This is a genomic window from Oerskovia sp. PE-21s (assembly GCF_056158145.1).
This window is the reverse complement of record NZ_JBUXJM010000010.1, coordinates 38,430-59,544: the sequence shown is the minus strand read 5'-3', so window position 1 is coordinate 59,544 and position 21,115 is coordinate 38,430. Positions and strand designations below refer to the sequence as shown.

Genomic DNA, 21,115 nt, shown 5'->3' with positions numbered 1-21,115 from the left:
CGGCCGCCACTCAGCCGGACTTGCGGCGGAACGTGCGCTGCACAGGTCCGACGGTCTCCGACCCGTGGACGGAGCCCGTGTTCGAGCCGCCGTCCGCAGTGCGGTGGCTCGCGGCGTTCTTGCGGTCGAGCGCCTCGCGGAACTTCGCCTTGGCGTCCTCGCTGGGCGTGGTCGCGGGTGTCTCGTCCTTGGACGTCGTCATCGGCGGGCCTCCTTCTCTCGGTGGATCAGGCGCGCCGTCGGGCGCTCCCGTGCCCCAGCCTGTCGCACCCGGCGAGGTAACGCCAGCGAATACCACCGGGTACGGTCGAGACATGTCGCACAAAGCGCCGGAGCCGGGCTCCGGGATGCCCTTCGCCCGTGCCGGACGCTCCGGCCTCGTCCTGCCCCGCCTCTCCCTCGGCCTCTGGCAGAACTTCGGGGAGTCGACGCCCTTCTCCGCGCAGCGCGAGCTGGTCCTGCACGCCTACGAGCGGGGGGTCGTGCACTTCGACCTCGCGAACAACTACGGGCCGCCGCCCGGGTCCGCAGAGGCTGCCTTCGGGCGCCTGCTGGCCTCGGATCTCCGAGGGCATCGCGACGAGCTCCTGATCTCGACCAAGGCGGGCTACCGCATGGGCCCAGGGCCCTACGGCGAGGGCGGTTCGCGCAAGTACCTGCTGTCGTCGCTCGACGCGTCGCTGCGCCGACTCGGCACCGACCACGTGGACGTCTTCTACTCCCACCGGTTCGATCCCACCACGCCGCTCGAGGAGACGATCGGTGCACTCGCCACGGCGGTGTCCTCGGGCCGGGCCACGTACGCGGCCGTCTCCTCGTACTCGGCGAGGCGTACGACCGAGGCCCTCGCGGTCGCCGACGACCTCGGCCTGCCCCTGGTGCTGCACCAGCCGTCGTACTCGATGCTGAACCGGTGGATCGAGGTGCCCGACGCGAGCGGACGCAGCCTGCTCGACGTCGCCGGCGACTCGGGCACCGGACTGATCGCCTTCTCGCCGCTGGCCCAGGGCATGCTCTCGGACCGGTACCTCGACGGCGTACCGTCCGACTCGCGCGCGGCTCGCTCGGTGTCGCTGCGGCCCGAGCACCTCGCCCCGGAGAACCTGGCCCGGATCCGCGCGCTGCGCGACGTCGCGGCCGGCCGCGGCGAGCCGCTCGCCCGGACGGCGGTCGCCTGGACGCTGCGCGACCCGCGTGTCACGTCGGTCCTCGTCGGGGCCCGGACCACGGCGCAGGTCGACGACAACCTCTCGGCCCTCGACGCGCCGCCGTTCACGACCGACGAGCTCACGGCGATCGACGCCGTGACGACCGAGCTCACGCCCGACGGGAGCCGTCGACCTCTGGACACCGGCATCAACATCTGGGCGGCGCGCTCGAGCGACCTCTAGCAGGGCCCTCGCGACCGCCTGCTGGTCCCGAGCGAGGGATCAGGCGCGATCCGGGACCACGTCGGCCGCAGGCTCGTCGTCCGTCGCGCCGGCCTCGGACCCGGCACCGCCGAACGCCGCCTCGCGCTCCTCACGCTCGGCCCGGAGGGAGTTGATCGCCGACTCGAAGTCCTCGAGCGAGTCGAACGCCTGGTAGACGCTCGCGAACCGCAGGTAGGCGACCTCGTCGAGCTCCCGCAGGGGACCGAGGATGGCCAGCCCGATCTCGTACGCGTCCAGCTCCGCGCTACCACCGGCCCGGAGCGACTCCTCGACCTTCTGCGCGAGGACCGCCAGGTCGTCCTCGTTGACCGGGCGCCCTTGGCAGGCCTTGCGCACGCCGGTCACGATCTTCTCCCGGCTGAACGGCTCGGTCACTCCAGAGCGCTTGACGACCGACAGGCTCGCCGTCTCGATCGTCGTGAAGCGGCGGTTGCAGGCAGGGCACTGTCTGCGACGACGGATCGAGGCACCGTCGTCGGAGGTCCGCGAGTCGACGACCCGGGAGTCCGCGTGCCGACAGAACGGACAGTGCATGAGGCGGTACTCCTGTGGGTCTGCGCGAGTGCTCCGTGGCGGTCGCCACGGACGGTGCGTCCCGAACCTATGTCTCGACCCTGACGAGGCGCAAGGCGCCCCGCCACGACGAGACAGCACGACGCGTTCCACACGCCGGTCAGCACACACATGAGAACGGAGGTGGCCGATGATCGGCCACCTCCGTCGGGACGCCCCCGTCCCCATCTCACGTCCGCGACTCGCCTCGCGAACGTCGACGCAACTGCGGAGACGCGCTGGCGCGCCCCCTCCTCACCGACCGACCCCCCAGCCGGGTTGGTGAGGCAGCACTAACTTAGGGGAACCTAATGCGATTGCGCAAGCCCTCCGGGCACGGGCCCTCACAGCGAGGGCAGCATCACCCCGGGCCGAAGGGCTGCCGACGCCTGAGCGGCACGGAACCCTCGACCGGTCAGCGCGCGAAGTCGGGGTCGACCGGCAGCAGGAGCTGCTGCCCGACCTGGAGCCCGGTCGACGAGAGGTTGTTGAGCTCGGCGAGCTCCGCCATCACGTCTCGCACGTCCCGGCCGCCCGATGCCAGGGCGGACGCGTGCTGCCACAAGGTCTCCCCCGCCTCGACGACGTGGATCCGGACCTCGACCGGCTCGCCGGGGCCGGACGCCACCGCACGGGCGCCCCACAGGGCCCCGAGTGCGAGGGCCGTCGCGACGAGCAGTACCAGGACGACACGGCCTCGCGTGGTCAGCCGCAGCGGAGCCTCGGCCTGACCCTGAGGACGACGCTCGACACGCCACCCGTCCGTCGCGCCCATCGCGGTGATCGCACTCATAGCCACTCCTTCGTCCGTGGCGCCCGAACCGCCTTCCCCGGTCGCTTCGAACACCTGTTCGTCGAACATCTGTACGATTTCTATCACCGTCGGGCGCCGGTGTCGAGACATGCTCGAACATGTGTTTGATTCGTGTCGCCGCGTGACCTACGCTGTTCGAGTACTGGTCGTCCGATATGTCGGACGCCTGGGGGTGGGACGTCTCGCCCCCGGGCTGACGAGATCGCCGCGGCCACGCTCAGGAGCCGGTGCCGCTCGCGGCGCCCCTCCGCAGGACAGGGACCGAGACGGCCGAGCAGGGCGGAGACGACGATGGCGGGACGGGTGGCCGACACCACGGGCAGGCTCGCGAAGGTGCACGAGCTGCCCGACGGCACGACGGGCGGGGACGGTCTCACACCGCGCCAGCGGCTCGTGCTCGAGACGATCCGCGCGTCGGTCGACCAGCGGGGCTACCCGCCGAGCATGCGCGAGATCGGCGAGGCCGTCGGCCTGACGAGCCCGTCGAGCGTCAAGCACCAGCTCACGACGCTCGAGCGCAAGGGCTACCTGCGTCGCGACCCCAACCGCCCCCGCGCGATCGAGGTCGTCCAGCACGACGACGCGCGGTCCATCGCAGCGCTTCCCGGCAGCGCGTTCCCGCGCGTCGAGGGCATCGACACGACCGAGGACTCACCCGAGCGCCCCACGCCGTCGTACGTCCCCGTCGTGGGACGCATCGCCGCCGGTGGTCCCATCCTGGCCGAGCAGGTCGTCGAGGACGTGTTCCCCCTCCCCCGCCAGCTCGTCGGCGACGGCGAGCTCTTCCTGCTGCGCGTGGCCGGTGACTCGATGATCGACGCCGCGATCTGCGACGGCGACTGGGTCGTGGTCCGTCGCCAGCCCGTCGCCGAGAACGGCGAGATCGTCGCCGCGATGATCGACGGCGAGGCGACCGTCAAGACGTTAAAGCGCATCGACAAGCACGTGTGGCTCATGCCGCACAACGCGGCGTACCGGCCCATCTCGGGGGACGACGCCCAGATCCTCGGCCGGGTCGTCTCGGTCCTGCGGAGCCTCTGAGCACAGCGTCCCGCCGGCCCCCAGGGACCGGCGCTCAGCACGACGAAGGGGACGGCCCGGTGGGCCGTCCCCTTCGTCGTGCCCGGCGCCCGTCACGGGCACCGGGGGGACGACTACAGTCCGAAGCTCTTGGCGACGGCGCGCACCGAGTCCGCGGACGCCCGGAGGCCCGCGAGCTCGTGGTCCGACAGCGGGACCTCGATCCGCTCACCGCAGCCACGCCGCTCGAGCAGCGAGGGGACGGAGAGGCAGACGTCGCTGATCCCGTGGAAGTCCTCGAGGAGCGAGGACACCGGCAGGACCCGGTGCTCGTCGTCGAGGACGGCCTCGATGATGCGGGTCGCGGCGAGCGCGACGGCGTAGTTCGTGGCGCCCTTGCCCTCGATGATGCGGTAGGCCGACTGCACGACCTCGTGCGCGATGTCCTCGCGCACCTCGGCCGTGAGCGGTCCCCGACCCTTGAGCCCCTGCCACTCGAGCAGCGGCACCCCGCTGATCGTCGCCGAGCTCCAGAGCGGGATCTCGCTGTCCCCGTGCTCTCCGGCGATGTACGCGTGCACGTTCTGGACCGCGACGCCGCAGTGCTGCGCGACGAGGAACCGCAGCCTCGAGGAGTCCAGGACCGTGCCGCTCCCGAAGAGCTGGTTCGGCGGCAGTCCCGAGTACTTGAGGGCCGCGTACGTGACCACGTCGACCGGGTTGGTCACCATGATGTAGACGGCGTTGGGCGCCACCTCGACGAGGCCGGGCAGGATCTTGCGCACGAGGGAGATCGTCGCCTCGGCGAGGTCCAGCCGTGTCTGCCCGGGCTTCTGCTTGGCCCCGGCGGTGAAGACCACGACGTCCGCGTCGGCGCACACCGCCACGTCGTCGGAGCCCTCGACCTTGGCCATGGGCATGAACTGGATGCCGTGCTGGAGGTCGAGGACCTCGGCCTCGACCTTGGTCCGGTTGATGTCGAGCAGGCTCACGGTGTGAGCGGCTCCACGCATGAGCGCCGCGTAGGCGAGGGTCGATCCGACGGAACCTGCGCCGACGATCGCGAGCTTGGTGGTACGGGCGGGCACTGTGCCTCCTGGACGTTGAGCACCGGACGTCGGTCGCTGCACGAGCGTCACGACGTCCGTCGCGTGGACTACCAGGTCTCAGCCTAGGGCGGACAGGCGCTCGAGCGCAGAGAGGACGACACGTCGGTCCGTCGTGGTCCAGAAGTCCGGCATCGACTTCGTGAGGTACGAGCCGTAGCGAGCGGTCGCCAGACGCGGGTCGAGGACAGCGACGACGCCTCGATCGGCCGTCGACCGGATGAGCCGTCCGGCGCCCTGCGCGAGCAGCAGCGCGGCGTGGTTGGCCGAGACCTGCATGAAGCCGTTGCCGCCCGCGGCCTCGACCGCTCTCGCGCGGGCCGACTTCACCGGGTCGTCGGGCCGCGGGAAGGGGATCCGGTCGATCAGGACGAGCTGGCAGCTCGGCCCGGGGACGTCCACGCCCTGCCACAACGAGAGCGTGCCGAACAGGCACGTCGCGGGGTCCGCGGCGAACTCCTTGACGAGCGTCGGGAGCTGGTCGTCGCCCTGGCACAGGATCGGGACGTCGAGGCGCTCGCGCATGGCCTCCGCGACCGCGAGCGCCGCTCGCCGCGACGAGAAGAGCCCGAGGGTGCGGCCGCCTGCGGCGGTGATGAGGTCGGCGATCTCGTCGAGCTGTCCGTCCGTGGCGGCCTCCCGGCCGGGCTGCGGCAGGTGCTTGGCGATGTAGAGGATGCCCTGCTGGGGGTAGTCGAACGGGCTGCCGACGTCCACGCCGGTCCAGGTGGCGCCGTCGTCGTCGAGGCCCAGCGAGCGGGCCACGGGGTCGAACGTGCCGCCGAGTGCGAGCGTCGCCGACGTGAAGACGCCCGTGCGCTCGGTCAGGAGGTGCGTGCGGATGAGGCCTGCGACCGCGAGGGGCGCGGCGTGCAGCTTGCTCACGCCGTCCCCGCTCCACCGTCCGTCGTCGCCCGCGCGCGAGCACCACAGGACGTCGTGCCCCGTGGGGTCCTGGGCCATGCGCTCGGCGATCTCGAAGACCTGGAGCATGGTCGCCTGGGCCATCTTCATCCCGGTGTCCGGCTGGGCCCCCGGGCCCCCCGAGGTGTCGGGCTTGAGCGCGCTCAGCACGGTGCGGGCCGCGTCACGGACGGCCGCGACGGCCGAGCGCGCGTCGTCGGGCAGGCCGTCGGGGAAGCGCTCCGCGGGGAGCGAGGTCACGACGGTCCCGAACGCCCCGGTCGCGAGGTCGAGGTCGGTGGTCTGGACCCCTCCGTGGCGGCGGGCGAGGCGAGCGGCGTGCTCGATGATGGGCACCGACAGGTCCGCGGTCGCGGCGGCCGTGACGCGGTCGCTGAGCTCGTGGGCCTCGTCGACGACGACGACGCCGTGCTCGGGCAGCACACCGGGCGATCCCGACGCGGCGATGCCCAGCATCGCGTGGTTGGTCACGACGACGTCGGCCTCACGCGCGCTCGTGCGCGCCTGGTCGGGGAAGCAGTCGTCGATGAGGGGGCACTTGGCGCCCAGGCACTCGAGCGCCGTGACCGAGACCTGCCGCCAGGCCTTGTCGGAGACGCCCGGGACGAGGTCGTCCCGGTCCCCGGTCGTGGTCTCCTGCGCCCACTCGCGCAGCCGCACGACCTGCTCTCCCAGAGCCGCGGCCCCCGACGCCGCTCCAGGTGCAGGGTGCTCGGCGACGCCCGCCCGCTCGCCGCCCGTGGGCAGGTCGAACAACGTGGGCTCGTCGGCCGGGTAGCCGCCTTCGATCTTGTGCTGGCACAGGTAGTTGTGCCAGCCCTTGAGGAGCGCAATGCGTGGTGGACGCGGCAACCGGTCCGCGACCGCCTGGGCCACGAGTGGCAGGTCGCGCGTGATGATCTGACGCTGGAGGGCGAGGGTCGCGGTCGAGACGATGACGCGCTCGTCCTCGCACACTGCGTGGCGGACGGCGGGCACGAGGTAACCGAGCGACTTGCCGGTGCCCGTCCCGGCCTGGACCAGCAGGTGGTCGGGGCCGCCCGAGCCGTCGATCGTCCGCGCGACGTTCACGGCCATCTGGTGCTGGCCTGCGCGGCGGCCGCCGCCCAGCGCGCCGACGGCGAGGTCGAGCAGCTCCTCGACGTCGGGGGTCGCGGGGCCCGTGGTCAGGGTGGTGGTGGTCTCCTCGGGCACCCCGGAAGTCTACGTGGGGCCACCGACACGGCCGGGCGCGCCCCCGTGGTTCCGCCGGGCCAGGCGCGTGCCCGGTCCGGCGGACGCGACCTCAGGCCCGGACCGCGACCGCGTTGAGCTCGAGCGCGAGCCCTTCGTCGACCCGGCCCAGCAGGCGCGTCCCGGTCTCGACGTGCTCCTCGAGGTCGATCTCGCCCGTGAGGTGCACGCGGTTGACCAGGTCGCCGCGGTGGTAGGGCACCACGACGTCGATCGAGACGTCGGGGCGCGGCAGCTCGTCGGAGATGAGCTGGAGCAGGTCCTCGATCCCCTGCCCGGTGTGCGCCGAGACGAGGATCGTGCGGCGCTCGCGCCCCCGGATGCGTGCGACGACGTCAGGGTCCGCGACGTCGACCTTGTTCAGCACGACGACCTCGAGCACCTGGTCGATGCCGGGGATGTCGGCCAGCACGTGGCGGACGGCCGCGATCTGCCCCTCGGGGTCGGGGTGCGACGCGTCGACGACGTGGAGCAGCAGGTCGGCCTGGCCGACCTCCTCGAGCGTCGAGCGGAACGCCTCGACGAGCTGGTGCGGCAGGGACCGCACGAACCCGACCGTGTCGGCGAGCGTGTACACGCGCCCGTCCTCGGTCTGCGCGCGGCGGACCGTGGGGTCGAGGGTCGCGAACAGGGCGTTCTCGACGAGCACGCCCGCGCCCGTGAGGGCGTTGAGGAGGCTCGACTTGCCGGCGTTGGTGTAGCCCGCGATCGCGACCGACGGGATGGCGTGGCGCTTGCGCGAGGACCGCTTGGTCTCGCGGCCCGGCGCCATCGCGGCGATCTCGCGGCGCAGCTTGGTCATGCGGTCGCGGATGCGGCGCCGGTCGAGCTCGATCTTGGTCTCACCGGGGCCGCGCGAGCCCATGCCTGCGCCCGCCCCGCCCACCTGGCCACCGGCCTGCCGGGACATCGACTCACCCCATCCACGCAGACGCGGGAGGAGGTACTCGAGCTGCGCGAGCTCGACCTGCGCCTTGCCCTCCCGGGACTTCGCGTGCTGGGCGAAGATGTCCAGGATCAGCGCGGTCCGGTCGACGACCTTGACCTTGACGATGTCCTCGAGCGCACGGCGCTGCGAGGGGGCGAGCTCGCCGTCGATCACGACGGTGTCCGCGCCGCTCACCGCCACGACGGACGCGAGCTCCTCGGCCTTGCCCGAGCCGAGGTAGGTGCCGGGGTCCGGCTTCTGCCGGCGCTGGAGCACGCCGTCGAGGACCTGGGAGCCCGCCGTCTCCGCGAGAGCCGCGAGCTCGCGCAGCGAGACCTCGGCCTCGGTCGCCGCGGCCTCGCCGCTGCCGCTGTACAGGCCCACGAGCACGACCTTCTCGAGCCGCAGCTGCCGGTACTCGACCTCGGTGACGTCCTCGAGCTCGGTCGACAGGTTGGCGACCCGTCGCAGCGCGGTGCGCTCGGCGAGCTCGAGCTGCTCCCCGTCGTAGACGGAGTGCTGGGTGCCTCCCTCGGCGCGCGCGGTACCCGCCCGTGCGAGCACCCGTGCCACGACGTCCCCGGCGATGTCGCGCTCGGGGCGCGCGGTCTCCGGTTCGGTCTCAGGGGTGGGGTTCGCGGGGGTCTGGGTCATGGGCCGCCTTTCAGCTGAGGGTCCGGGCACCGGGTCCGTGCGACCTGGGCCGGTCGGTCCGACCGGAGTCGCTCCGGTCGGCATGTCGTACAACAAGCGTGGCACGCCGGATCGTCCCGACGCGAACCAATTCGCCCTGCGTGGCCGCGTTTCGTCTCACGGCGCAGCGCCGACCGGCCGCCCGGGAGGACGGGCCACCACGGCGGCCGGGGACCGGCCGATAGGATCTGTCCTCGTGACGCCACCCGATCTGCCTGCCGACGCGACGCCCGGCACGACGCCCGAGCCCTCCCCCGACCACTACTTCACGGCGCAGCCCGCGTCCGCCGAGGAGCGCCGCGAGCTCACGGTCCGGCTCGCGGGTCGCGAGGTCACGGTCGAGGTCGCGTCCGGCATCTTCTCGCCCGGGCGGCTCGACCTCGGCACGCAGGTCCTCCTGCGCTCGGTCCCGGACCTGCCGCCCGTGACGCCCGGGCCCGACGGCGCCGCTCACCTCCTGGACCTCGGCTGCGGCTGGGGCCCGGTCGCACTGACCATGGCGCTCGAGGCGCCCGGCGCGACCGTCTGGGCCGTCGACGTCAACGAGCGCGCGCTCGACCTGGTGCGACGCAACGCCGCCCGCCTCGGCCTGGAGAACGTGCGAGCGGTCCGCCCCGAGGACGTCCCCGAGGACGTCCGGTTTGCCGCGATCTGGTCCAACCCGCCCATCCGGGTCGGCAAGGACGTGCTGCACGACATGCTGCTGCACTGGCTGCCGCGCCTCGAGCCCGGCGCCGAGGCCTACCTCGTGGTGCAGCGCAACCTCGGCGCGGACTCGCTCATGGCCTGGCTCGACGAGCACCTCGAGGACGAGCTGTCGGTGAGCAAGCTCGCGAGCGCCAAGGGGTTCCGCGTCCTCGAGGTCGCGCGCGCCGGCTGAGCGCCGAGCGCACCGGTGCGCGACGCCGTCGGGCCCCGTCACGGTGCTCGGAGGTGCCGTGGCCAGCGCCGCGGTCAGCGGGAGAAGGCCGCCAGGTCGATCTCCGCCCCGAACACGATCTCGGCCGGGCCCGCGAGCTCGACGCGGCCACCCTCGAGCGCGGTCACGCGCACCGTGCCGCCCGCCACGTCCACGAGCCACACGTCGGGCGAGGACGGCCCACCCCACGCGCGGACCGCGAGCGCCGCGGCGCACGCACCCGTCCCGCAGGACTCGGTCTCGCCCACGCCGCGCTCGTGCACACGCATGCGCAGCCGACCGACGACCGTCCCGTCGACCGAGACCTCCTCGCCGAGCGGGACGACGAGCTCGACGTTGGTGCCGTGCGGGGGCTCGGGCGAGACGGTCGGTGCCTGCGTGAGGTCGGCGGCCTCGAGCTCGTCCTCCTGCGGCAGCGCGAGGACCGTGTGCGGGTTGCCCAGGTCGACGCTCAGCGCGGGGCGCGGGACCTCCCAGCCCGAGATCGCGACCGCGGCGTCGAAGCCCTCGTCGAGCGCCGTGCGTCCGCCCGGCAGGAACCACGGACCCATGTCCACGGCGTACCAGCCGTTCGCCTCCTTGCGCACGTACTTGACGCCCGCGCGGGTGCCGACCGCGAGGACGCGGGAAGCGGAGAGCGCCTCCTGGGCGTCGTCGGCCCCGGGCCGGGCCTCGGCGGCGAGGTCCACGAGCCCGAGCCGCTCGGCGAAGGCCGCGAAGACCCGCACCCCGTTGCCGCACATCTCGGCGATCGAGCCGTCGGCGTTGCGGTAGTCCATGAACCAGATCGCGTCGGGGTCCTCCGCGAGGACCTGCGCGGACTCGGGCACGTAGGCCGTGGGGACGAGGCGGATCACTCCGTCGCCGCCGATCCCGGACCGGCGGTCCGCGAGCGCCCGGACCTGGTCGGCGTCGAGGTCGCGGCTGCCCTCGAGGTCGGCGATCAGGACGAAGTCGTTGCGGGTCCCGTGGCCCTTGGCGAAACGGGTCTTGTCACGGGGCGGCGTGGGGCTCATGAGCCCAGACTACGGCGCGTCGGCCGGTCGTCCGTGCGCGCGTCCAGGGTGCCGTCGTCGGCGGCCCGGACGATCTCGAGCGCGTCGGCGAGCAGCGTGGGCGACTGCGCGTCGAGCCAGTGCACGCGCGGGTCGCGGCCGAACCACCCCATCTGCTTGCGCGCCAGCCGGCGCGTGTTCGCGGTGATCTGCTCGCGCGCCTCGTCGGCCGAGATCTCCCCGCGCAGGTGCGCGAGCACCTCCGCGTAACCGACCGCGCGGGCCGCGGTGCGGCCGAGCCGTGGCGCGAGCCCCCGGACCTCCTCGAGGAGCCCCTGCTCCCACATGCGCTCGACGCGCCCCGCGACGCGTGCGTCGAGCGTCTCGCGGTCGCAGTCGAGCCCGATCTGCACGGCCGGGCGGACGTACTCCTGGCGCGGCAGGTTCGCCGTGAAGGGCTCGCCCGTGATCGTGATGACCTCGAGCGCCCGCACGATGCGCCGGGTGTTCGACGGGCCGATCGACGTCGCGGCCGCGGGGTCCAGCCGGGCGAGCTCGGCGTGCAGGGCCCTGGTCCCCTCCCGCTCGGCGCGCTCCTCGAGCCGGACGCGGACGTCCGGGTCCGTGCCGGGGAAGTTCATCTCGTCGAGGAGTGCGCGCACGTACAGCCCCGACCCGCCCACCACGACCGGGCGGGCGTCGCGCGCGACGATCGCGTCGAGGTCGGCGCGGGCCGCGGCCTGGTAGTCGGCGACCGACGCGTCCTTCGTGGGGTCGAGCACGTCGAGCTGGTGGTGGACGATCCCCCGCCGCTCGTCGACGGGCACCTTCGCGGTCCCGACGTCCAAGCCGCGGTAGAGCTGGTAGGCGTCGGCGTTGACGATCTCGGCAGGGGCCAGGGCCTGCGCGAGGTCGAGGGCGAGGTCCGACTTCCCGGTCGCGGTGGGGCCGACGACGGCGACGATGAGCATCCGAGAACCGTACCCGGCGATCCTGCCCGCCCCCCGACCGGCCGGGGTGCTCGGCCCGGTCGGACAAATCCACCCTGTCCCGGTGTGGGTGGACGTGCGTAGGCTCCTCAGGGTGGGCGGACAGGGGCAGGCACCCCGCCCGCACGGCCTTCGCCGCCGCACCGCAGCGGCAACCGACGACGAGGAACGAGACATGAGCTACTTCACCAAGCCCGGCGACACGACCCAGACCCCCAACGCTCCGCTGTCGCGCGACCGGGTCGAGGCCTTCCTGGCGGGCAAGGGCTGGAACTACGGGGTCGACGACGACGGCGACCTCGGCGGCGGCTGGGACGGCAACGTCTTCTACTTCTTCGTGATGGGGAGCAAGGACGAGATCCTGCAGGTCCGCGGACGGTGGAACCGCACGCTCCCGGTCGCCGACGAGGCCCGGGTGACCTCGGTCGCCAACGAGTTCAACCAGAGCAGGATCTGGCCCAAGGTGTACACGCGCGTCGAGGGCGAGCACGTGGCGGTCTACACCGAGGTGTCGACGGACCTGGAGCACGGCGCGGCGGACGACCAGCTCGGCCAGCTCGTCGAGTGCGGGCTGTACTCGGGGCTGCAGTTCTTCGAGCAGCTCGACGAGCGCTTCCCCAACCCGGACGCGGCCGACGCGAACGTCTTCGTCGAGGACCTGCCGCTGTGACGAGCACGTTCCAGGTCGACCTGCACGGGGTCGTCGACCTGCTGGCACGCCACCTGTACTCGAGCCCGCGCGTCTACCTGCGCGAGCTCCTGCAGAACGGGGTGGACGCGATCACCGCGCGCCGCGGGCTCGCCGGCGAGGACGCCCCGGCGACGATCCGGCTGCGGCCGCTGCCCGACGGCGGGCTCGAGGTCGCGGACTCCGGGGTGGGACTGACGCTCGCCGAGGCCGGCGAGCTGCTGGCCACGATCGGTCGCAGCTCCAAGCGCGACGTCGAGCTCGGCACGGGCCGCGAGGAGTTCCTGGGCCAGTTCGGCATCGGACTGCTGTCCGCGTTCATGGTCGCCGACGAGATCGAGCTCACGTCCCGCTCGGCGCGCCCCCTGCCCGACGGCGCAGCCCCCGCCCCGGTGCGCTGGCGCGGGTTCGCCGACGGCAGCTACGAGCTGGCCGAGGTGCTGGGCGAGGACTCAGCGGTCCCGGAAGGGCCGGGCAGCATCGTCCGCCTGCGTCCGCGCCGCGACATGGAGCACTGGCTCGCCCCGGAGACCGTCACGGCGCTCGCACAGGACTTCGGGTCACTGCTCCCGGTCGACCTCCAGGTCGAGGTCCGTCTCGACCTGGACCCGACCGACGGTACGGACGGGTCCCCCGGGTCCGGGGTCGACCCGGTCGCCGCGGAGGCCACCCCTGCGACGGGTGTCGACTCCCCCACGGTCTGGCGCCGGCTCAGCGGCAAGGACCTCCCGTGGAAGGAACAGCACGGGACGCCCGCCGAGCGCGAGGCGGCCCTGACCCGGTACGCCGAGCAGACGCTCGGCTTCACGCCGCTCGCGCGCATCGACCTCGACCTGCCCCTCGCAGGCCTGACCGGCGTCGCGTACGTCCTGCCCGCCGCGGTCTCGCCCACGACCCCGTCGAGCCACCGCGTGTACCTCAAGCGCATGCTCCTGGGGACGCGGGTCGACGACCTCCTGCCCCCGTGGGCCTTCTTCGTCCGCTGTGTCCTGGACGCCTCCGCGCTGCGCCCCACCGCGTCGCGCGAGGGGCTCTACGAGGACGAGGTGCTGCTCGCGACGCGCGAGGCCCTCGGCGCCCAGGTCCGGGCGTGGGCGCTCGCCACGCTGGCCGAGCACTCCCCCACGAGCCGTGCGTTCCTGCGTGTGCACCACCTCGCCGTCCGGGCGCTCGCCCTCCAGGACGACGACATGCTCGACCTCGCGGCCCGGGTCCTTCCCTTCGAGACCACCGAAGGGACGGGCACGCTCACGGACCTGGCCGCCACCCTGCCCGAGGGGGCCCGCCTCCTATGGACCCCGAGCGTCGAGGAGTTCCGGCGCGTCGCGCCGGTCGCGGCGGCCCAGGGGCTCGGGCTCGTCAACGGCGGGTACGTCTACGACGCGGACCTGCTCGAACGCATCTCGCGGCGCTTCCCGCAGTGGCGCCTCGCCCCCGTGACCTCGACCGACGTCTCCCAGGCGCTCCTGGAGGTCGACCCGCTGCGCGAGCTGGAGGTCGCCGACGCCGTCCGGGCCGTCGACGGTGCGCTCGCACCGCACGACTGCGAGGCGATCGTGCGCGCGTTCGAGCCCTCGGCCCTGCCCGCGATGCTCCTGCACGACCGGGACGGCGACCACGAGCGCGAGGCGCAGGCCACCGCGGACGCGGCGGACGACGTCTGGGGCCAGGTCCTCGCCGGGCTCACGGGTCCGGCCCGTTCCCGGCGGCTCGTGCTCAACGACACCAACGAGACCGTCAGGTCGCTGCTCGCGACGACGGACCCGCAGGTCCTCGAGGCCGGCGCCCAGTCCCTGTACGTCACCGCCCTGCTGCTGTCCGGCAGGCCCCTGCGGGCCTCCGAGGCCACCCTCATGAACGGCTCGCTCGGCGTCCTGCTCGACCGTGCGCTGCGCCCCGGCACGACCCACCTGGAGGAGAACCGATGACCCGCTCGGTCCACGAGGCCAACGAAGCGCTGTTCCACGTCCGCGAGATGCCCTACGGCATCGCCCGGAGCACCACCGCCGCCGCAGAGCTCGAACGGATCACGGCCGAGGGCCCCGCCGAGGCCCGCGCGTACGCACTGTTCGTGCTGGTCGAGTCCTACGTGTGGGGCAACGAGGTCACCAAGGCGTACCTGCCCTTCACCCAGCTCCTGCGGTGGTGGGACGAGCACCCCGAGCACTTCGACGAGCAGGACACGCACTCGCTGTTCTGGTCGTTCAAGTGGATGGTCGGCAACCTCATGGACTTCCCCGCCGTCCCGGCCGCGCAGATCGAGCGGACGCTCGACGACATGGAGCGCCGGTACGCGGTGGCGGGCAACGGCATGAACGCCGTGACGATGTCTCGCTTCCAGTGGGCTCGTGCCCGCGGGACGCAGGACACCGCGACGGCGTACGAGGCGTGGGTCGCGACCCCCCGGGACGACTTCTCGCAGTGCGAGGCGTGCGAACCGGGCGACCGCGCCGCCTACCTGTTCGACGCCGGGCGCCTGGACGAGGGCATCCGTCTCCTGGAGCACGTCCTCGCGGGCTCGCCCGAGTGCGCGACCGAGCCGGGGGACATGCTCTCCCGGCTCCAGCTCGCCTACCTCGAGACGGGTGACGCCGACAAGGCGGCCGCGACCCACCGCAGGGGCCTGCGGCACCTCGACAACGGGGTCTCGATGGAGGGGCCGCAGGGCCGTCACATCGAGTTCCTCGCACGGACGGGCAACGTCGAGCGCGCCCTGACCCGGATCGTGGAGCAGCAGGAGCACCTCGTGACGGCGGACTCCCCGCGGGGCCGCTGGTCGTTCCTCCTCAGCGTCGGGACCGCGACGTCGATCCTCGTGGCGGAGCACGGCGAGCGCCGGGTGGCCCTGCGCGAGGTCCCGGTGACCACGGTCGCCGGGCTCGACGCCTGGGTGCGCACGGAGGCCCGCGAGATCGCCGCCGCGTTCGACGCCCGCAACGGCACCGACGCGACGACGCGACGCACCGAGGAGGTGTGGGCGAGCGCCCCCACGCTCCTGCCCGTGAGCCTGAGCGTGCTCGGCACCACGCAGGCCGACGCGCCCGTCCCGGCGACGAGCCGGACCTCCGCGGCCCCGGTGAGGAGCACCGAGCCCGCCCCCGCGACGGGCGGCCCCGCCGACATCTCGGCCTTCACCGCGAGCACCGCGATCACCTCCGAGGACGACGACGCGCGGGCAGGTGACGCGCAGGCGCTCGTGGCCCAGGCCGAGGACGTCAGGTCCGAGGACCCAGCGGGGGCCGCCGGCCTGTACCAGGAGGCCGCCGCACTGCTCGAGGCCGAGGGCGCGCTCGACGAGGCGGGCTTCGCGCTGGCCGAGGCCGCGCAGCTCGCGGCGGACGAGCAGGACGTCGAGGGCGCCCTCGCGGCCTTCCCTCGCGCCGTGGCGCTCCTGCGTGCGGGTGGCGTCGGGCCCACGTACCGGGGGCCGGTCGTACGGGCCTACGCCCGGCTCACCGCACGGGCGGGTGCCGCGGCCGCGGGCCTCGCGGCCGTCGACAGGGCTCTTGCGGAGGCCGGTGACGCGGTCGTCGACGGGACCTCGGGGGGCTCAGGCGTCGCAGGCGTCGCGGGCACTGCGGGCACTGCGGGCGTCGCGGGCACCGCGCTCGCCGGCGTCGGGACCGGCCCTGCGGACGGAGCGGTCGCCGCGGCGGAGGAGGAGCGGGCCGCCCGCGAGCGCCGCGAGCTCCTCGACACGCGAGCCCGGCTCCTGGCCACGCTCGGCGAGCACGACCGTGCGTCCTCGGCCGCCGAGGCCGTCGCCGAGGAGTACGCCCGCGCGGGCGACCTGGGTGGCGCGGCGCACGCGTTCTGGCTGGCCGGGACCACACGTGCCGACGCGGGCGACCTCGAGAGCGCGGTCCTCGCGCTCGAGTCGGCTCTCGACGGCTTCCGGCTCGCGCACGACCAGGCCTCTCGCGCGCTCGTGGGCAACGAGCTCGTCGGTGCCCTGCGCCGCCTGGGTCGTGACGACGAGGCAGGCCAGGTGGCGGACGCGGTCAGCCGCCGCTGACCCCGGTGTGCCGACCGGTCCGGTCGTCCCGGACGGGTCGGCACACCCGTACGTTCCACGGGTGCACCTGAACGTCGCACGGGTGCACCTCCGGGGGCGCGTTCACGTCGGCCGGACGCCTGCGCGGCGCGCCGCTGCGCCCTGGACGACGGGCCGCGGTGTGGTCACCGGGGCACGGTAGCGACCTGCTCGTCCGCGGGGACCCGGAATCCGACGACCTCGTAGAGGCGTCCCTCGTACTCCCCCGTCGCATGCCGGACCTCGCGGTCCCAGGCCTCGCCGAGCGCCCGGAGCACCGCGTCCTCTGCCGTGCCGTCCGCCACGCTCGCGCCCCCGGCGGAACCGCCTGCCGCACCGGCGCTCGCAGGGTACGCGGCGCCGTCGGGCAGCGAGGGCCGCGCACCGGTGACGACGACCAGTCCGGTGCCCGGCTCCGCCAGGACGTCGCGCACGAGCCCGACGGCGGCCGCGGCGGGCGCGGCGCCGAGCTCGACGACCTCGACCGGGCCCTCCCAGCCCGCCGCGGCGAGGGCCAGCAGAGCGACCGAGGCAGGGACTCCCGCGGCGGGCAGCGCGGCGGCCGATGCTCGCGGGGCCCAGCCCCACCAGCGCGGGTCGACCCCGGCCGCCTCCAGACCTGGGCGCATCTCGCCTCGCCGGTCCCCCGCCCGGCGAGCCCCGCAGTCCAGGACGACGACGCGCCGCGCGCCCTGCACGACCTCGCGGAGCGCGTCGAGCGCCTGGGCGCGGGACTCGGCGAGGACCTCGGCGGCGCCCGCGACGCCCGGGACGAGCAACGGGGTACCGGGCAGGGCGACGGCGCGAACGATCACGCGCGCCACGCTACCCCGCGAGCAGGACGATCCCCAGCGGGCGCGGGTAGGGTGGGCCCATGAGGTTCTTCGGCGGCAGACGGGGACACCAGGCAGGACGAGACGACTCGGGCGACCAGGGCAGGAAGGACGCTCCCGACGAGCACGCCTGGGACGAGGCCGGCGGGACGTCCGGCACCCCGCTCGACGACGCCGCGCTGCACGCCTCGGTCGAGAGCCTCCTGCTCCGCGAGCTCGGCGGCACCATGATCGCCGACATCGAGCACGACAAGATCCCCACCCCCCTGCACCGCGCCCGCGTCCTCGAGTGGATCGCCGACGCCGGGTACAGCTACTTCATCGACGCCGAGGGCGACGTGGGCGGGCTGTGGCACGGGCGGCTGTTCTACTTCCTGCTGTTCGGCTCCCACCACGAGATCCTCCAGGTCCGCGGCCAGTGGAACCGGGACATCACGATCGAGCGCCTCGAGGAGATCCTCGAGTTCTGCAACGAGTGGAACGCGGACCGCATCTGGCCCAAGGCATACACGCGCGTGCGGGACAACGGCATGGTGCACGTGTTCACCGAGGTCACGGTCGACCTCGAGCACGGCGTGAACGACGACCAGCTCGACCAGCTCCTGCAGTGCGGCCTGTCGACGGGGTCGATGTTCTTCGACGCCCTCGACGAGTTCTACCCCGACCCCGCGAGGTCGGCACCGTGAGCCCCGCCCCCCGGACGAGCTGGCTCGCGCGCCTGTTCGGCAACCACCGGCCCAAGCCCGTCGAGGACGTGCCCGTCGACGCCGAGGTGCCCTCACCGCTGTCCACCCGCCGCATCGGCGACTACCTGTCGCGGCGCGGCTACCACTTCCGCATCGACGACGACGGCGACGTCACGGGCACGTGGGACGGGAACCGGTTCTGGTTCCTGCTCCTGGGCGACCACCAGGAGATCCTCCAGGTCCGCGGACGCTGGTCGACGACCGTGCCCGTGACGGCCCGGCTCGCTCTCCTGCAGTCCGTCAACGACTGGAACCGCGAGCGCATCTGGCCCAAGGTCTACGTCCGTGAGGAGAGCCAGGGCCTCGCGGTCTACGCCGAGGTGTCGGTCGACCTCGAGCAGGGCGCGACCGACGACCAGCTCGGCCAGATCGTGTCGTGCGGGCTGGGCACCGCGGTACAGCTCTTCGGGACGATCGGCGGCCAGCTCCCGCCCACCTGAGCCCGGGTGCGCCGCTGCCGGGTCCCCGCGAGCTCTGGGGGGCGGCTCAGGGGCGGCGCAGGCTCGGCAGCCCGAGGCTCACGGGCCCGCCCGCCGCAGGCGCTCCGTGCGAGTGACCGTGGTCGTCGCCGCCACCGAGGCGCGTCTTCTCGCGCGCGACCCAGGCGTCGCCCGAGCGCGTGCGGCGCACCGCGTAGACGCTGCCGTCGAGCACCGAGTCCGCGACGAGGTGGTACGGCGCGGAGCGTGTGACCTCGACCGTGACCATGTCGCCGGGGCGGGGCAGCCGAGGGTCCAGGTCGTCGGCGAGGCGCGGGTCGTCGGCCGTGACGTCGGCGTCGGAGCGTCCGGCCATGAGCGCGACGACCTCGTCCGGGACGGCGAGATGGACCAGACGGTTGTCCGCGGCACGACCCGTCAGACGGTGCGTCGCACCGTCCTTGCGCCCCGAGCCCTCGGCCACGAGGACCTCGACCGTGCGACCGACCTGCCGGGCCGACTCCTCGGCGCTGACCCGGTCCTGGAGCGCCTGGAGACGCTCGTAGCGCTCCTGCACGACCTCCTTGGGCAGCTGGTCCGGGAGCGTGGCCGCGGGGGTCCCCGGGCGCTGCGAGTACTGGAACGTGAAGGCCGAGGAGAAGCGTGAGGCCTCGACGACCCGCAGGGTCTCGGCGAAGTCCTCCTCGGTCTCCCCGGGGAAGCCCACGATGAGGTCCGTGGTGATCGACGCATCGGGCATGGCAGCCCGCACCCGGTCGAGGATCCCGAGGAACTTCTCCGACCGGTAGGAGCGGCGCATGGCCCGCAGGACGCGGTCGGACCCGGCCTGGAGCGGCATGTGGAGCTGGGGCATGACGTTGGGGGTCTCGGCCATGGCCGCGATGACGTCGTCCGTGAAGGCGGCCGGGTGCGGGGACGTGAAGCGCACGCGCTCGAGCCCCTCGATCTCGCCGCACGCACGCAGGAGCTTGGCGAACGCGCCGCGGTCGCCGAACTCGACGCCGTAGCTGTTGACGTTCTGCCCGAGCAGGGTCACCTCGATCGCGCCCTGGTCGACGAGCGCCTGGACCTCGGCCAGGACCTGGCCCGGTCGCCGGTCGCGCTCCTTGCCGCGCAGGTGCGGCACGATGCAGAACGTGCACGTGTTGTTGCAGCCGACGCTGATCGACACCCAGCCCGCGTACACGGACTCGCGCTTGGTCGGCAGGGTCGAGGGGAAGACCTGGAGCGACTCGGCGATCTCGACCTGCGCGGCCTCGTTGTGCCGGGCGCGCTCCAGGAGCACGGGCAGCGCGTCGAGGTTGTGCGTGCCGAACACGACGTCGACCCACGGCGCCTTCTCGACGATCCCCGACCGGTCCTTCTGCGCGAGGCAGCCACCGACCGCGATCTGCATGCCCGGCCGCTTGGCCTTGATCGACGCGAGCTGCCCCAGGTTGCCGTACAGGCGCGTGGCCGCGTTCTCCCGGACCGCGCACGTGTTGATGACGACGACGTCGGCGCGGTGCGCGGCCTCGTCGGCAGCCTCGGCCCGCGTGTACCCGGCCTGCTCGAGCATGCCCGCCATGTGCTCGGAGTCGTGGACGTTCATCTGGCAGCCGAGCGTGCGGACCATGTAGGTCCGCTGCGCCGCAGCGGGCACCTCTCCGCCGGGATCCGCGGCTGCGGGCTCGACGACCCCCGGCGGGTCGACCGCGAGCACGTCGGCGGGACCCGCTGCGGGGCTGTCTTCGGGGCGCAGGGCGGTGGAGAACATCACCGTCAAGGGTACGGCGCGCCGGGCACCGGACCGAAACTCTCTTTCGCCGCCAGCCGGGCATCTGTTGCCCGTCCGTTGCCGAACTGTTGCCGGAAACAGTGGCGTGCGCAACAAAAGCCCCCTAGGTTCATGAAATGGACGCGCAACCGACCACCCCGAGCGACGCTCCCGACGCGTCGCCCACCGCACCTTCGCCACCACCCGACGCGCCCTCGCGTGACGACGAGCTCGGAGCTCCGCTCGTCGAGCTCCACGGGGTCAACAAGCACTTCGGGGACCTCCACGTCCTGCAGGACATCGACCTCACGGTCCGGCGCGGCGAGGTGCTCGTCGTGATCGGCCCCTCGGGCTCGGGAAAGTCCACGCTGTGCCGCGCCATCAACCGGCTCGAGACCATCGACACCGGCACGATCGCGATCGACGGACAGCCGCTGCCGGAGGAGGGCAAGGACCTCGCCAGGCTCCGAGCCGACGTCGGCATGGTGTTCCAGTCGTTCAACCTCTTCGCCCACAAGACCATCCTCGACAACGTGACGCTGGGGCCGGTGAAGGTCCGTCGGACCAAGCCCGCGGAGGCCAAGAAGGAGGCCCTGGCGCTGCTCGACCGCGTCGGGATCGGCAACCAGGCCGACAAGATGCCGGCCCAGCTCTCGGGTGGGCAGCAGCAGCGCGTGGCCATCGCGCGGGCCTTGGCCATGCACCCCAAGGTCATGCTCTTCGACGAGCCGACCTCGGCGCTGGACCCCGAGATGATCAACGAGGTCCTGGACGTCATGGTCGCCCTCGCCAAGGAGGGCATGACCATGATCGTCGTGACCCACGAGATGGGCTTCGCCCGCAAGGCCGCCCACCGCGTGGTGTTCATGGCGGACGGCCAGATCGTCGAGGAGGCACCGCCCGAGGAGTTCTTCACGAACCCGAAGAGCCACCGCGCCCAGGACTTCCTGTCCAAGATCCTGACCCACTGACACCCTCGCACCGCGGACGCACCGACGCGTCCGCCCGACCAG

19 protein-coding genes are annotated in these 21,115 nt (G+C 73.2%); 9 read left to right on the top strand and 10 right to left on the bottom strand.

The features are described 5' to 3' along the window. Positions 1-10: 10 nt before the first annotated feature. Positions 11-202, bottom strand: coding sequence for a DUF5302 domain-containing protein (locus tag ACZDYF_RS17195; RefSeq protein ID WP_191790651.1), 192 nt, complete (start codon positions 200-202; stop codon positions 11-13). A gap of 112 nt (positions 203-314) precedes the next feature. On the opposite strand from ACZDYF_RS17195, the gene ACZDYF_RS17190 reads away from it, so the two are divergent. Continuing rightward, positions 315-1,391, top strand: a complete 1,077-nt coding sequence (locus ACZDYF_RS17190) for an aldo/keto reductase (RefSeq protein WP_475060246.1) — start codon at positions 315-317, stop codon at positions 1,389-1,391. A 39-nt stretch (positions 1,392-1,430) separates the two neighbouring features. Here the strand turns inward: ACZDYF_RS17190 and nrdR are convergent, their stop codons facing one another. After that, the gene (gene nrdR / locus ACZDYF_RS17185; protein ID WP_191790649.1) at positions 1,431-1,967 is read right to left on the bottom strand and encodes a transcriptional regulator NrdR; all 537 of its coding nucleotides are present in this window, start codon (positions 1,965-1,967) and stop codon (positions 1,431-1,433) included. Positions 1,968-2,400: 433 nt separating this feature from the next. Next, the gene (locus ACZDYF_RS17180; protein ID WP_475060234.1) at positions 2,401-2,778 is read right to left on the bottom strand and encodes a LysM peptidoglycan-binding domain-containing protein; all 378 of its coding nucleotides are present in this window, start codon (positions 2,776-2,778) and stop codon (positions 2,401-2,403) included. 312 nt (positions 2,779-3,090) lie between these two features. Between ACZDYF_RS17180 and lexA the strand changes: the two genes are divergently transcribed. After that, positions 3,091-3,840 carry a transcriptional repressor LexA gene (gene lexA / locus ACZDYF_RS17175; protein ID WP_475060226.1) on the top strand — a complete coding sequence of 250 codons (750 nt, stop codon included), beginning with the start codon at positions 3,091-3,093 and terminating at the stop codon, positions 3,838-3,840. Positions 3,841-3,953: 113 nt separating this feature from the next. Here the strand turns inward: lexA and ACZDYF_RS17170 are convergent, their stop codons facing one another. The 3 genes from ACZDYF_RS17170 to hflX form a co-directional block, all read right to left on the bottom strand. Continuing rightward, the gene (locus ACZDYF_RS17170) at positions 3,954-4,907 is read right to left on the bottom strand and encodes an L-lactate dehydrogenase (RefSeq protein ID WP_318243733.1); all 954 of its coding nucleotides are present in this window, start codon (positions 4,905-4,907) and stop codon (positions 3,954-3,956) included. 78 nt (positions 4,908-4,985) lie between these two features. Next, positions 4,986-7,043, bottom strand: coding sequence for an ATP-dependent DNA helicase (locus ACZDYF_RS17165; protein ID WP_307824049.1), 2,058 nt, complete (start codon positions 7,041-7,043; stop codon positions 4,986-4,988). Between the two features lie 91 nt (positions 7,044-7,134). Beyond that, a complete protein-coding gene (hflX, locus tag ACZDYF_RS17160) occupies positions 7,135-8,664 on the bottom strand; it encodes a GTPase HflX (protein WP_191790646.1) in 1,530 nt (509 codons plus the stop codon). Between the two features lie 235 nt (positions 8,665-8,899). On the opposite strand from hflX, the gene ACZDYF_RS17155 reads away from it, so the two are divergent. Then, positions 8,900-9,583, top strand: a complete 684-nt coding sequence (locus ACZDYF_RS17155) for a class I SAM-dependent methyltransferase (protein WP_475060210.1) — start codon at positions 8,900-8,902, stop codon at positions 9,581-9,583. A gap of 74 nt (positions 9,584-9,657) precedes the next feature. On the opposite strand, the gene ACZDYF_RS17150 is transcribed toward ACZDYF_RS17155, so the two are convergent. Both ACZDYF_RS17150 and miaA read right to left on the bottom strand, forming a co-directional pair. Further along, entirely contained in the window at positions 9,658-10,638 is a 981-nt protein-coding gene (locus ACZDYF_RS17150; RefSeq protein ID WP_475060205.1) for a diaminopimelate epimerase, read from the bottom strand. Further along, on the bottom strand, positions 10,635-11,588 hold the full coding sequence (gene miaA / locus ACZDYF_RS17145) for a tRNA (adenosine(37)-N6)-dimethylallyltransferase MiaA (protein ID WP_400275079.1): 954 nt from the start codon (positions 11,586-11,588) through the stop codon (positions 10,635-10,637). The genes ACZDYF_RS17150 and miaA overlap by 4 nt, the downstream gene beginning before the upstream one ends. Before the next feature lie 193 nt (positions 11,589-11,781). On the opposite strand from miaA, the gene ACZDYF_RS17140 reads away from it, so the two are divergent. Genes ACZDYF_RS17140 through ACZDYF_RS17130 form a run of 3 tightly spaced genes read left to right on the top strand, consistent with a single transcriptional unit; the run spans position 11,782 to position 16,309 of the window. After that, positions 11,782-12,276, top strand: a complete 495-nt coding sequence (locus ACZDYF_RS17140; RefSeq protein WP_475060198.1) for a type III secretion system chaperone family protein — start codon at positions 11,782-11,784, stop codon at positions 12,274-12,276. Next, the gene (locus tag ACZDYF_RS17135; protein WP_475060195.1) at positions 12,273-14,222 is read left to right on the top strand and encodes an HSP90 family protein; all 1,950 of its coding nucleotides are present in this window, start codon (positions 12,273-12,275) and stop codon (positions 14,220-14,222) included. The genes ACZDYF_RS17140 and ACZDYF_RS17135 overlap by 4 nt, the downstream gene beginning before the upstream one ends. Further along, on the top strand, positions 14,219-16,309 hold the full coding sequence (locus tag ACZDYF_RS17130; RefSeq protein WP_475060192.1) for a hypothetical protein: 2,091 nt from the start codon (positions 14,219-14,221) through the stop codon (positions 16,307-16,309). The genes ACZDYF_RS17135 and ACZDYF_RS17130 overlap by 4 nt, the downstream gene beginning before the upstream one ends. Before the next feature lie 164 nt (positions 16,310-16,473). On the opposite strand, the gene ACZDYF_RS17125 is transcribed toward ACZDYF_RS17130, so the two are convergent. Then, on the bottom strand, positions 16,474-17,142 hold the full coding sequence (locus ACZDYF_RS17125; RefSeq protein ID WP_475060185.1) for a hypothetical protein: 669 nt from the start codon (positions 17,140-17,142) through the stop codon (positions 16,474-16,476). 59 nt (positions 17,143-17,201) lie between these two features. Here ACZDYF_RS17125 and ACZDYF_RS17120 point away from each other — a divergent pair, with 59 nt between their 5' ends. After that, on the top strand, positions 17,202-17,846 hold the full coding sequence (locus ACZDYF_RS17120) for a type III secretion system chaperone family protein (RefSeq protein WP_225227000.1): 645 nt from the start codon (positions 17,202-17,204) through the stop codon (positions 17,844-17,846). Then, a complete protein-coding gene (locus ACZDYF_RS17115) occupies positions 17,843-18,346 on the top strand; it encodes a type III secretion system chaperone family protein (protein WP_191790639.1) in 504 nt (167 codons plus the stop codon). Before ACZDYF_RS17120 ends, ACZDYF_RS17115 begins: the two co-directional genes overlap by 4 nt. Positions 18,347-18,392: 46 nt before the next feature. Here ACZDYF_RS17115 and miaB read toward each other — a convergent pair whose 3' ends face one another. Further along, the gene (gene miaB, locus ACZDYF_RS17110; RefSeq protein WP_475060514.1) at positions 18,393-19,961 is read right to left on the bottom strand and encodes a tRNA (N6-isopentenyl adenosine(37)-C2)-methylthiotransferase MiaB; all 1,569 of its coding nucleotides are present in this window, start codon (positions 19,959-19,961) and stop codon (positions 18,393-18,395) included. A 278-nt stretch (positions 19,962-20,239) separates the two neighbouring features. On the opposite strand from miaB, the gene ACZDYF_RS17105 reads away from it, so the two are divergent. Next, positions 20,240-21,073 (top strand): amino acid ABC transporter ATP-binding protein, encoded by an 834-nt coding sequence (locus ACZDYF_RS17105; protein WP_191790637.1) that lies wholly within the window; start codon positions 20,240-20,242, stop codon positions 21,071-21,073. The last annotated feature ends 42 nt before the right edge of the window (positions 21,074-21,115 follow it).

Excerpts from the sequence above, each read along its gene's own strand:
- ACZDYF_RS17150 (WP_475060205.1), bottom strand. The coding sequence starts at position 10,638 with ATGAGCCCCACGCCGCCCCGTGACAAGACCCGTTTCGCCAAGGGCCAC.
- ACZDYF_RS17195 (WP_191790651.1), bottom strand. The coding sequence starts at position 202 with ATGACGACGTCCAAGGACGAGACACCCGCGACCACGCCCAGCGAGGAC.
- ACZDYF_RS17180 (WP_475060234.1), bottom strand. The coding sequence starts at position 2,778 with ATGAGTGCGATCACCGCGATGGGCGCGACGGACGGGTGGCGTGTCGAG.
- ACZDYF_RS17130 (WP_475060192.1), top strand. The coding sequence starts at position 14,219 with ATGACCCGCTCGGTCCACGAGGCCAACGAAGCGCTGTTCCACGTCCGC.
- hflX (WP_191790646.1), bottom strand. The coding sequence starts at position 8,664 with ATGACCCAGACCCCCGCGAACCCCACCCCTGAGACCGAACCGGAGACC.
- ACZDYF_RS17120 (WP_225227000.1), top strand. The coding sequence starts at position 17,202 with ATGAGGTTCTTCGGCGGCAGACGGGGACACCAGGCAGGACGAGACGAC.
- miaA (WP_400275079.1), bottom strand. The coding sequence starts at position 11,588 with ATGCTCATCGTCGCCGTCGTCGGCCCCACCGCGACCGGGAAGTCGGAC.
- lexA (WP_475060226.1), top strand. The coding sequence starts at position 3,091 with ATGGCGGGACGGGTGGCCGACACCACGGGCAGGCTCGCGAAGGTGCAC.
- nrdR (WP_191790649.1), bottom strand. The coding sequence starts at position 1,967 with ATGCACTGTCCGTTCTGTCGGCACGCGGACTCCCGGGTCGTCGACTCG.
- ACZDYF_RS17140 (WP_475060198.1), top strand. The coding sequence starts at position 11,782 with ATGAGCTACTTCACCAAGCCCGGCGACACGACCCAGACCCCCAACGCT.
- ACZDYF_RS17190 (WP_475060246.1), top strand. The coding sequence starts at position 315 with ATGTCGCACAAAGCGCCGGAGCCGGGCTCCGGGATGCCCTTCGCCCGT.
- ACZDYF_RS17105 (WP_191790637.1), top strand. The coding sequence starts at position 20,240 with ATGGACGCGCAACCGACCACCCCGAGCGACGCTCCCGACGCGTCGCCC.
- miaB (WP_475060514.1), bottom strand. The coding sequence starts at position 19,961 with ATGGTCCGCACGCTCGGCTGCCAGATGAACGTCCACGACTCCGAGCAC.